The organism is Cupriavidus basilensis (genome assembly GCF_029335485.1).
Lineage (GTDB): Bacteria > Pseudomonadota > Gammaproteobacteria > Burkholderiales > Burkholderiaceae > Cupriavidus > Cupriavidus basilensis_E.
The window spans coordinates 1-10,603 of record NZ_JARJLM010000228.1; the positions used below are offsets into that span (position 1 = coordinate 1).

At 68.1% G+C, this 10,603-nt stretch carries 8 protein-coding genes and 1 pseudogene; 7 read left to right on the forward strand and 2 right to left on the reverse strand.

Annotation, left to right across the window (positions count from 1 at the left end; genetic code table 11):
- Positions 1-10 precede the first annotated feature (10 nt).
- The 7 genes and pseudogenes from P3W85_RS13265 (at position 11) to P3W85_RS13300 (ending at position 8,078) form a co-directional block, all read left to right on the forward strand.
- Positions 11-997, forward strand: a complete 987-nt coding sequence (locus P3W85_RS13265; RefSeq protein ID WP_035805455.1) for an ABC transporter permease — start codon at positions 11-13, stop codon at positions 995-997.
- Positions 994-1,926 (forward strand): ABC transporter permease, encoded by a 933-nt coding sequence (locus P3W85_RS13270; RefSeq protein ID WP_276265116.1) that lies wholly within the window; start codon positions 994-996, stop codon positions 1,924-1,926. The genes P3W85_RS13265 and P3W85_RS13270 overlap by 4 nt, the downstream gene beginning before the upstream one ends.
- Positions 1,923-2,933, forward strand: coding sequence for an ABC transporter ATP-binding protein (locus P3W85_RS13275; RefSeq protein WP_276265117.1), 1,011 nt, complete (start codon positions 1,923-1,925; stop codon positions 2,931-2,933). Before P3W85_RS13270 ends, P3W85_RS13275 begins: the two co-directional genes overlap by 4 nt.
- Positions 2,930-3,976 carry an ABC transporter ATP-binding protein gene (locus tag P3W85_RS13280; RefSeq protein WP_276265118.1) on the forward strand — a complete coding sequence of 349 codons (1,047 nt, stop codon included), beginning with the start codon at positions 2,930-2,932 and terminating at the stop codon, positions 3,974-3,976. The genes P3W85_RS13275 and P3W85_RS13280 overlap by 4 nt, the downstream gene beginning before the upstream one ends.
- Before the next feature lie 49 nt (positions 3,977-4,025).
- Positions 4,026-5,600, forward strand: a complete 1,575-nt coding sequence (locus P3W85_RS13285) for an ABC transporter substrate-binding protein (protein ID WP_276265119.1) — start codon at positions 4,026-4,028, stop codon at positions 5,598-5,600.
- 15 nt (positions 5,601-5,615) lie between these two features.
- Positions 5,616-7,488 (forward strand): annotated as a pseudogene (locus tag P3W85_RS13290) (acyl-CoA thioesterase/BAAT N-terminal domain-containing protein).
- On the forward strand, positions 7,485-8,078 hold the full coding sequence (locus P3W85_RS13300) for a peroxidase-related enzyme (RefSeq protein ID WP_276265122.1): 594 nt from the start codon (positions 7,485-7,487) through the stop codon (positions 8,076-8,078). Before P3W85_RS13290 ends, P3W85_RS13300 begins: the two are co-directional and overlap by 4 nt.
- Positions 8,079-8,134: 56 nt before the next feature.
- Here the strand turns inward: P3W85_RS13300 and P3W85_RS13305 are convergent, their stop codons facing one another.
- Entirely contained in the window at positions 8,135-8,500 is a 366-nt protein-coding gene (locus P3W85_RS13305) for a cupin domain-containing protein (protein WP_017230305.1), read from the reverse strand.
- Positions 8,501-8,528: 28 nt separating this feature from the next.
- On the reverse strand, positions 8,529-10,603 hold a 2,075-nt coding region (locus P3W85_RS13310; RefSeq protein ID WP_276265123.1), incomplete at its 5' end, for a DNA translocase FtsK.

Genomic DNA, 10,603 nt, shown 5'->3' on the forward strand with positions numbered 1-10,603 from the left:
CGAACGCATCATGAGCCGCTGGCCGATCCGATGGCTGGCGCGCCGGCTGGCGCAGTCGCTGCTGGTGGTGCTGGCGATGTCGGTGATCGTCTTCGCCGGGCTGCACGCGATCGGCAACCCGGTCGACATCCTGATCGGCCAGGACGTGGACCAGGTCGAGCGTGCCCGCATCATCGCCAGGCTGGGGCTGGACCAGCCCTTATGGCGCCAGTACCTGTCCTTTCTGCATGGCGCGCTGCGCGGCGACCTGGGCAACAGCTTTGTCTATAACGTGCCGGCCATCCAGCTGATCCTGCAACGGCTGCCGGCCACGCTGGAACTGGCTGTGGCGGCACTGCTGCTGGCGATCCTGGTGGGTGTGCCGCTGGGCCTGTTCGCCGGGCTCTATCCAGAGCATCCGCTGTCGCGCGTACTGATGACCGGCAGCATCGTCGGCTTCTCGCTGCCCACCTTCTGGGTCGGGCTGATGCTGATCATGGCCTTCAGCGTGCGGCTCGGCTGGCTGCCATCGGGCGGGCGCGGCGCCACCGCCGAGTGGCTCGGCGTGCCCTGGTCGTGGCTCACCGCGGACGGCCTGCGCCACCTGATCCTGCCTGCCATCAACCTGTCGCTGTTCAAGGTCTCGCTGGTGTTGCGGCTGACGCGCGCCGGTGTGCGCGAGGTGCTGCCGCAGGACTGGGTCAAGTTCGCGCGCGCCAAGGGCCTGTCGCCGCTTCGCGTGGTGCTGGGCCACGTGCTGCGCAACACCATGATCCCGCTGGTGACGGTGCTGGGGCTGGAATTCGGCTCGACCATCGCCTTCGCCGTGGTGACCGAGAGCATCTTTGCCTGGCCGGGCGCCGGCAAGCTGATCCTCGACAGCATCAACGCGCTGGACCGTCCGGTGATCGTTTCCTACCTGATCGTGGTGGTGTGCCTGTTCGTCACGCTGAACCTGATCGTGGACATTCTCTACAAGCTGCTCGACCCGCGCGTGCGGCTGGAGACCGCCGCATGAGCGCCATCGACAACACTGCCCCCGCCATGCCTGCCCCACCCCACGCGCTGCGCCGCGAATCGCCCTGGCGCCGGGTGGCGGCGGATTTCTTCGCCTCGCGCACTGCCGTGTTCGGCCTTGCCGTGCTGGCCATCCTGATGCTGGCCGCCATCTTCGCGCCGCTGGTGACGCCGCAGAATCCCTACGACCTGCTGCAGCTCGACGTGATGGACGCACGCCTGGCGCCCGGCACGCCCAACGGCGCCGGCAGCTTCAGCTACTGGCTGGGCACCGACGGCCAGGGGCGCGACATCTTCTCCGGCATCCTCTATGGCCTGCGCATCAGCCTGACCGTGGGCGTGGGCTCGGCGCTGATCGCCGGAATCGTCGGCACCCTGCTGGGTTTGCTGGCCGCCTATGCCGGCGGCCGCATCGACAGCCTGATCATGCGCACGGTGGACCTGCTGCTGTCCTTCCCGTCGATCCTGGTGGCGATGATGATCCTGGCCTTCCTCGGCAAGGGCGTGCTCAATGTGGTGCTGACCCTGGTGATCCTGGAATGGGCCTACTATGCGCGCGCCGCGCGCGGCCAGGCGCTGGTGGAGAGCCGGCGCGAATACGTGGAAGCGGCGCGCGGCCAGGGCATCTCCAACTGGCGCATCGTGGTGGGCCATATCCTGCCGAACTGCCTGCCGCCCCTGATCGTGATCGGCTCGCTGCAGGTGGCGCGCGCCATCACGCTGGAAGCCACGCTGTCCTTCCTCGGCCTGGGCGTGCCGGTGACCGAGCCATCGCTTGGCCTGCTGATCGCCAACGGCTACCAGTTCATGCTGTCCGACGAATACTGGATCAGTTTCTTCCCCGGCATCGCGCTGCTGGTCACGGTGGTGGCCATCAACCTGGTGGGAGACCGCCTGCGCGACGTACTCAACCCGAGACTGCAGAAATGACGGCGGCAAGCATCGACAAGGCCGTGCCCACGCTGGAAGTCCGCCATCTGCGCACGCACTTCGAAACCCGCGCCGGCGTGCTGCCGGCGGTGGACGACGTTTCCTTCAGCGTGCCGCGCGGCCGCATTCTCGGACTGGTGGGCGAATCCGGCTCGGGCAAGTCGGTGACGGGATTCTCCATCATGGGACTGGTCGACGCGCCGGGACGCATCGTGGGCGGCGAGATCCTGTTCCAGGGCCGCGAGCTGACCTGCATGCGGCCCGCCGAACTGCGCCAGCTGCAGGGCAATCGCATCGCGATGATCTTCCAGGACCCGATGATGACGCTCAACCCGGTGATGCGGGTGGATGCGCAGATGATCGAGGCGGTACGCGCCCATAGCGCCGCGAGCCGTAAGCAGGCGCGTGAATTGGCGCGCGATACGCTGGGCATGATGGGCATTCCGAGCCCCGAGGAACGCCTGCGCGCGTATCCGCACCAGCTTTCCGGCGGCATGCGCCAGCGCGTGGCGATCGCCATCGCCATGCTGCACCGGCCCGACCTGATCATTGCCGACGAGCCCACCACCGCGCTGGACGTCACCATCCAGGCGCAGATCCTGTCCGAGGTGCAGAAGCTGGCGCGCCAGCACGGCACGGCGCTGATCTGGATCACGCACGACCTGTCCGTGGTGGCCGGCCTGGCCGACGAGGTGGCGGTGATGTACGCCGGCCGCATCGTCGAGCAAGGCCCGGTAGACGCCGTGCTCGATCATCCGCTGCATCCCTACACGGCAGGCCTGATCGGCAGCCTGCCGAGCCTGAACAAGCGCGGCCAGCGCCTGCGCCAGATCCCTGGCATGACGCCGAACCTGCTGACGATGCCGCCCGGCTGCGCCTTTGCCGCGCGCTGCCCGCGCGCCTCCGGGGCTTGCCGCGAGGCCCCGGCGATCAGTTCGCCCGGAGCCTTGCGCCAGGTCCGTTGCTTTCACCCGGGCCAGCCGGCCGTCACCGCGGAGTTCGCATGAAGCCGACTGAACACGCCGCCGGCGAGCCGCCGCGCTTGCCTGCGCTGATCGACGCCCGCGGCCTTGCCAAGCGCTTTGGCGAGCAGCATCCCGGCCGCTTCGACTATATTGGCCGCGCGCTGCGGCGGCTGGGCTGGTCGGAGCCGGCGCCGGTCACCCATGCCGTGGACGGCGTCGACCTGCAGATCCGCCGTGGCGAAGTGGTTGGCCTGGTGGGCGAATCCGGCTGCGGCAAGTCCACGCTCGGCCGCATGGTGGCCGGCCTGCTGCCACCGTCGGCGGGGGAGATCCGCGTGGACGGCCAAAGCATCGACGGCCTGGATGCCGCCGCCCGCCGCGCGCTGCGCCTGAAGATACAGATGGTGTTCCAGGATCCGTATGCCAGCCTGAACCCGCGCCTGCGGGTCGATCGCATCGTCGGCGAAGGCGCGCGCCTGCACGGGCTGGTGGATGCGGCCGGCTTCGACGACTACGTCAGCGCGCAACTGGAGCGCGCCGGGCTGGACCCGGCCCTGCGCCAGCGCTACCCGCACCAGTTCAGCGGCGGCCAGCGCCAGCGCATCGGCATTGCCCGCGCGCTGGCCGTGCAGCCGGAGCTACTGGTGTGCGACGAGGCGGTGGCCGCGCTGGATGTCTCGATCCAGGCACAGGTGCTCAACCTGTTCATGGACCTGCGCGAGCAGCTCGGCCTGACCTATCTCTTTATCAGCCACGACCTTGGCGTGGTGGAGCATGTGTCGGACCGCGTGGTCATCATGTACCTGGGCCGCGTGGTGGAGAGCGCGCCCACGGAGGAGATATTCCGGCAGGCCAACCATCCCTACACGCAGGCGCTGCTGGCGGAAATCCCGCGCCTGGATTCGCGCCACAAGACCTTCACCGCCATCCGCGGCGAGATTCCGAGCCCGCTGGCGCCGCCGCCGGGTTGCCATTTCCATCCGCGCTGCCCGCATGCCATGGCGCGCTGCCGGACCGAGGTGCCGCGCCTGCGCGGCATCGCCGTGAACCATTTCAGCGCCTGCCACCTGAACGACGGCGGCTGAAGCGCGCCGCGCCGCCCAACCTATTCCAACCGCCCCGAGGAATCCGTCCATGAAACGCCTGTTGTCCCTTTCCGCCAGCGCCACCGTCGCCGCCATGCTCTGCGCCGGCGCCGCCTCCGCGCAGTCGCTGTCGATCGCCTTTGCCGATCCGCTGTCCTCGCTGGACCCGCAACTCAACAACCATGCGGGCGACCGCTCCGTGGACCTGCACTTCTGGGACCTGCTGGTGGAGAACAAGGACAACAAGCTGCAGCCAGGGCTGGCCCTGTCATGGAAGCCGCTGGACGACAAGACCTGGGAATTCAAGCTGCGCCGCGACGTGAAGTGGCAGGACGGCAAGCCCTTCGGCGCCGAGGACGTGATCTTCTCCTACCAGCGCGTGCGCAACGTGCCAGGCAGCGTGGCCTCATTCTCGGGCTATCTGCGCACCGTGGAAGCGGTCACCGCCAAGGATCCGTACACGCTGATCGTCAAGACCACCATCCCGAACCCGGACCTGCCGCTGAACCTGGCCTCGATCCATATCGTCAGCAAGCATGTCGGCGAGAAATCCGGCACCGAGGACTACAACAGCGGCCGCGCCGTGGTCGGCACCGGTCCGTACAAATTCGTCTCCTACACGCCGGGCGACCGTGTGACGATGACGCGGAACGACGGCTACTGGGGCGGCAAGCCGGCCTGGCAGCAGGTCAGCTACCGCTACATCAACAATGGCCCCGCGCGCACCGCGGCGCTCCTGTCCGGCGATGTCGACGTGATCGACAAGGTATCGGTCTCCGACCTCGCCAAGCTCAGGCAGTCGCCCGGCGTGAGCGTCTTCCCCTATGCCGGCCTGCGCGTCATGCTGCTGCAGCCGAGCTTCAAGCCCGGCCCCAACCCGTACATCACCGACAATGCCGGCAAGCCGCTCGACAAGAACCCGCTGCTGGACGTGCGCGTGCGCCGTGCGCTGTCGCTGGCGATCAACCGCCAGGCGGTGGTGGGCCGCATCCTGCAAAACACGGCCAGCGTGGCCAACCAGTGGATGCCGAAGAACACCTTCGGCTACAACCCGGAGGTCAAGGACATCCCCTACGATCCCGAGCAGGCAAAGAAACTGCTGGCCGAGGCGGGTTTCAAGGACGGCTTCAAGCTGACCATCCACGCACCTAACGACCGCTATCCGCAAGGCCCCGAGACCGCGCAGGCGGTGGCGCAGTTCTGGACGCGCGTGGGCGTCAAGACGCAGGTGGAAGTGGTGCCCTGGTCGGTCTACTCGGGCCGCGCCAACAAGAACGAGTACGCGGTCAGCATGCTGGCCTGGGGCAATGGCACCGGCGAAGCCAGCTACGCGCTGGTCAACGTGCTCGCCACCGTGGATGCCAGGAAAGGCCTGGGGGCCTCGAACTGGGGCCACTATAGCAACCCGGCGGTAGACAAGGCGCTGGACGAATCCACGGCCGAGTTCGACGTGCCCAGGCGCGAAGCCATCCTGCGCCGCTCGGTCAAGCTGGTGTCGGACGACGTGGGGGTGCTGCCGCTCTACCATTACCAGAACATCTGGGCCGCGAAGAAGGGCCTGAAGGTGGCGCCGATGACCAGCGACCGTACCGCGGCGATGATGGTCACGCGCGACGGCAAGTAAGGCGGAGCAGCGGATATGGCATTGCTTACCATCACGCCGGCCGACGAGCTGATCGACGTGCCGCGCCGGATCGCCGTGTCGGGCCTGCGCCCCGGCGAAATCGTCACCGTCGCCGCGCGCACGCTGCGCGGCCGGGAGATTCCCTGGGCCAGCGAGGCGGTGTTCGTGGCGGATGCCGCGGGCACTGTCGACCTGGAACGCGACGCGCCTTCGTCCGGCAGCTACTCGGGCGTCAGCCCGATGGGCCTGCTCTGGTCGCAGCGCCCGGTCGACAGCGACAGCCGGGAGCTATTCCACGCCGACGCCACCCGGCCGCTCGCGACCGACATCACGGTGCGCACGGACGGCGGCGAGGTGCGCGGCGAACTGGTGCAGCGCCTGGCGGCCGCCGGCGTGACCCGGCAGGAAGTGCGCGACGACGGCCTGGTCGGCACGCTCTACCTGCCTGCGGGCCCGGGGCCGCATCCGGCGGTGATGGTGCTCAACGGCTCGGGCGGCGGCATCAACGAGCCGCGCGCCGCGCTCTATGCTTCGCGCGGCTATGCCGCGCTGGCGCTGGCGTACTTCAAGGCGCCGGGGCTCTCGGACTATATCTCCAATACGCCGCTGGAATACTTCGAGCGCGGCCTGCGCTGGATGCGCCAGCAGGTACGGCCGGCGCACGATTTCATCGCGCTGTCGGGCCAGTCCCGCGGCGGCGAGCTGGTGCTGCTGCTGGGCGCGACCTTTGCCGGGCTGGTCTCGGCGGTGATCGGCTATGTGCCGGGGGCGGTAGTGCACAGCGCGCAGAATGCCGCCGACCCCGCCATCGGGCGCGAAGGCGCGGCCTGGCTGCACCACGGCAAGCCGCTGGCGCACGTATGGGAGAACAACCGCACTGCCAGCTGGGCGCCTTTCGACGAAGGCCCGGCGCCGCACCGGCACGAACGCGCCATCCTGACCGCGCTGCAGGACCCCGAGGCGGTGGCGCGCGCCCGCATCCGCGTGGAAAACATCCGCGGACCGGTGATGCTGCTGTCGGGCACCGACGACGGCTCCTGGCCTTCCAGCCGGTACTCGCGCATGGTGGTGGACAAGCTGGCCGAAGCCGGGCATCCCTACGCCGTCGAGCATCTCGATTTCGAGGAAGCCGGCCATGCCATCCTGTTTCCCTATGTGCCGGCCACGCAGATGGTCTACGCGCACCCGGTTTCCAGGCGCATCAGCACCACCGGCGGCACGCCCGCGGCCAATGCGGTAGCGGACGAACAATCGTGGATTGGCGTGCGTGAATTCCTGGCCCGCGCGGTCGCCAGTCATGCCGGCCGCGCCGAAGCACCGAACGACTAAACCCCTGAGTCAAGACAGAGAACCCATCATGACCCAAGCCAACCCCGCCATCGCCGACGTGGTGGACCACGTGGCCGGCCTTGCCGCCGGCTCCGCCACGCATGCGCTGCGCCATCAGCGCGACAAAGTCGCCGTATCCACGCAAGGCAGCTACGACGCCCTGTTCGATCCCGCCCTGCCCGGCCTGGCGCTGGCCGAGCGCCTGCTGGTGGCGCTCTATGCCGCGCGCCTGACGCCGGCGCCGGAACTGGCCGTGCATTACCGCGACCGCCTGCGCGAAGCCGGCGCCGATGCGGCCCTGGTCGCCGTGGCAGGGCAAGGAGATCCCGCCACGCTGGCCGATCCCCGCCTGCGCGCCATCCTGGCCTTCACCCGCACGCTGATCGAAAACCCGGTAGCCGGCGATGAAGCTGCCCTGAAGACCTTGCCCGCCGCCGGCCTGGCCACCCCCGACGTGGTGACCCTGGCGCAACTGATCGCTTTCCTGTCCTACCAGGTACGCCTGGTGGCCGGCCTCAAGGCCCTCAAGACCCTGCAATCCAAGGAGGCCGCAGCATGAGCGCACCGATCAAGGTGAAAGGTTTCACCAACGAAATCCTCGACTGGAAGGCCTGGCTGGACGTGGTCCAGGTAGAGCAGGCGACGCCCGGGCAGGTCGCGGTGCTGGAAGAAAGCCATCCCAAGGCCAAGGTCTCGGATTACTACCTCTTCCTGGTGCACCAGCCCGAGATCCTGCGCCAGCGCTCCACCGCCTTCAACGCCATCATGTACGCGCCCGGCGGCATGGCGCGCGCCGAGCGCGAACTGGCGAGCACGGTGGTGTCGCGGGTCAATGGCTGCGTGTACTGTGCATCGGTGCATGCGCAGCGCTTCGAGCAACTGGCCAAGCGCAACAATGTGATTTCACAGATATTCGAAGACCCGGAAACCGCCGGGACCACCGAGCGCGAGCGGGCAATCTCGAAGTTCTCCATCGAACTGACCGAGCGGCCGAACGAAGTCAGCGCCGAAAGCCTGCGCGCGCTGCGCGAGGTGGGCGTGAGCGACGCGGAGATACTCGATCTGATTCACTCGATCGCCATCTTTGCATGGGCGAACCGGCTGATGCTGAACCTGGGGGAGCCGGTGTTTCCGGCAGAGGCAGGCTGAAGGCGGTGAGGTGGGGCGCGTGCATTGAGAGTAATCGGCTTCGGCTCGCGCCCGCCCTATCCTTGCGTGGCCGCTGCGCAATGCACGGCCAGCCATACCGTAGGCTGGTCCGCATCGGTCCACGCCACGCGGTGCCGGCAATGCGCCGGCAGGTGCAGCCAGTCGCCGGTCATCAGCCGGCGTGGCGCGGCCTCGCCTTCGATATGCAGGCCGGCGCTGCCGCTCAGCAGCAGCACCCATTCGTCCTGCACGCTGTCGTACCAGAAATCCGGCGGGCTGGCCTGGCCGTTGGAGACGATGCGTTCGATCTTCAGGCCCGGCCGGTCCAGCAGGGGTTCGAAACGCTCCGCGTCGCGGTCGACGGGCACCTGCGCCAGCAGGTTGCCCTGCGGCACAGGCGGCGGACCAGTCGTGGCATCCATCATCGTCTCCCGGTGGCGCCGCCCGATGTCAATCGCCCGAGCCCGGCGCCAGCACGTCGCGCGCGCCGTTGCGGCCCATCGGCGAGACCAGGCCTGCCACTTCCATCTGCTCGATCAGGCGCGCGGCGCGGTTGTAGCCGATGCGCAACTGGCGCTGCACGGCGGAGATCGACGCGCGCCGCGTATTGAGCACGAACGCGGCGGCTTCGTCGTACAGCGGGTCGGCCTCGACCTCGCCGCCATCGCCGAACAGGTCCCCGGCGGCGGCCTCCGCCGGATCGCCGGCGAGGATCGCTTCATCGTAGTCCGGCTCGCCGAACTGCTTCCAGTGTTCCACCACGCGGTGCACTTCGTCATCGGCAACAAAGGCCCCATGCACCCGTTGCGGGTAGCCCGTGCCCGGCGGCAGGAACAGCATATCGCCCTGCCCCAGCAGGCTCTCGGCACCCATCTGGTCGAGAATGGTGCGCGAATCGATCTTGGACGAAACCTGGAAGGCCACCCGGGTCGGGATATTGGCCTTGATCAGACCCGTGATCACGTCCACCGACGGGCGCTGCGTGGCCAGGATCAGGTGGATGCCTGCGGCACGCGCCTTCTGCGCCAGCCGCGCGATCAGCTCTTCGATTTTCTTGCCGGCCACCATCATCAGGTCGGCCAGCTCGTCGATCACCACCACGATCAGCGGCAGCGTGCGCAGCGGCTCGGGGGCATCGGGCGTCAGCGAGAACGGGTTGCGCACGTACTCGCCCGCGGCCTCGGCGGTGCGGATCTTCTGGTTGAAGCCGGCCAGGTTGCGCACGCCCAGCGCCGACATCAGCCGGTAGCGCTTTTCCATTTCGCCCACGCACCAGTTCAGCGCATGCGCGGCCTGCTTCATATCGGTCACAACCGGCGCGAGCAGGTGCGGGATGCCCTCGTAGACCGACAGCTCCAGCATCTTGGGGTCGATCATGATCAGGCGCACATCGTCCGGCGTGGCCTTGTACAGCAGGGACAGGATCATGGCGTTGACCGCCACCGACTTGCCCGAGCCCGTGGTGCCCGCCACCAGCAAGTGCGGCGCGCGCGCCAGATCGGTCACCACCGGGTTGCCGGTGATGTCCTTGCCCATCGCCAGCACCAGGTTCGAGTTGTGCGCGAGGAATGACGACGCGGCCACGATTTCCGACAGACGGATCATCTGGCGCCGCGCATTGGGTAGCTCCAGTCCCATGCAGGTCTTGCCGGGAATGGTTTCCACCACGCGGATCGAGGTCACGCCCAACGCGCGCGCCAGGTCCTTCATCAGGCCCACCACCTGCGCGCCGCGCACCCCCATGGCGGGGTCCACTTCGAAGCGTGTGATGACCGGGCCGGCCGACGCACCCACCACCGATACCGGCACCTTGAACTCAGCCAGGCGCTGCGCGATCAGGTCACCGGTTTCCTGCAGGCGCTCTTCGGTGACCTGCTCGATATCGGCCGTGGCGGCCTCCAGCAGGCCCAGGTCGGGCAAGCGATAGTCCGAGATACGCGCAGGCGCCGGCGTCACTGCAATGGCCAGCGCCGCAGGCACGCCGGGTGCCACTGCTGCTGACGTGGCCGCACCTTGCGCGGCACCGAGCGCGACCACCTTGCCGACCACGGCCTGCAACACGATGCGCGGTTTGGCAGCCGGTGCGGCAGGCAATGCCTCGGGCACCGGGGCAGGCTCGGGTGCGATGACGGCGGCCGGCGCCGCTTCCGCCTGATGCGCCGGTTCGGGACCCATCTCCTCGCCCCGGTGCTCGACCAACAGATTGGCATCGAGAACGCAGTCGGCGCTTTCATCCGTACCAGCCTCGGTTTCGGCTTGAACTCCGACCTCGGGTTCGAACTCGGCTTCGACCTCGGCGTGATGTTCGACTTCGGCTTCGGTTTGGGCTTCGGCTTCGAATTCGGCTTCGACTTCGACTTCGACTTCGACTTCGACTTCGACTTCGATTTCAGCCTCGGCCTCAGGCCCGGACGCCGTCAACGAATCCACCGCATCGGCCACGAATGCAACATCACGGGATACGGCGAATTCCGGCGTTTCCGGGACCATGCCTTCGGCATCGCCGGCATTCGCATCGGTGACGG

Bases quoted from the DNA above. Each gene is read 5' to 3' on its own strand.
- P3W85_RS13265 (WP_035805455.1), top strand. From the start codon at position 11: ATGAGCCGCTGGCCGATCCGATGGCTGGCGCGCCGGCTGGCGCAGTCG.
- P3W85_RS13270 (WP_276265116.1), top strand. From the start codon at position 994: ATGAGCGCCATCGACAACACTGCCCCCGCCATGCCTGCCCCACCCCAC.
- P3W85_RS13275 (WP_276265117.1), top strand. From the start codon at position 1,923: ATGACGGCGGCAAGCATCGACAAGGCCGTGCCCACGCTGGAAGTCCGC.
- P3W85_RS13280 (WP_276265118.1), top strand. From the start codon at position 2,930: ATGAAGCCGACTGAACACGCCGCCGGCGAGCCGCCGCGCTTGCCTGCG.
- P3W85_RS13285 (WP_276265119.1), top strand. From the start codon at position 4,026: ATGAAACGCCTGTTGTCCCTTTCCGCCAGCGCCACCGTCGCCGCCATG.
- P3W85_RS13300 (WP_276265122.1), top strand. From the start codon at position 7,485: ATGAGCGCACCGATCAAGGTGAAAGGTTTCACCAACGAAATCCTCGAC.
- P3W85_RS13305 (WP_017230305.1), bottom strand. From the start codon at position 8,500: ATGGATGCCACGACTGGTCCGCCGCCTGTGCCGCAGGGCAACCTGCTG.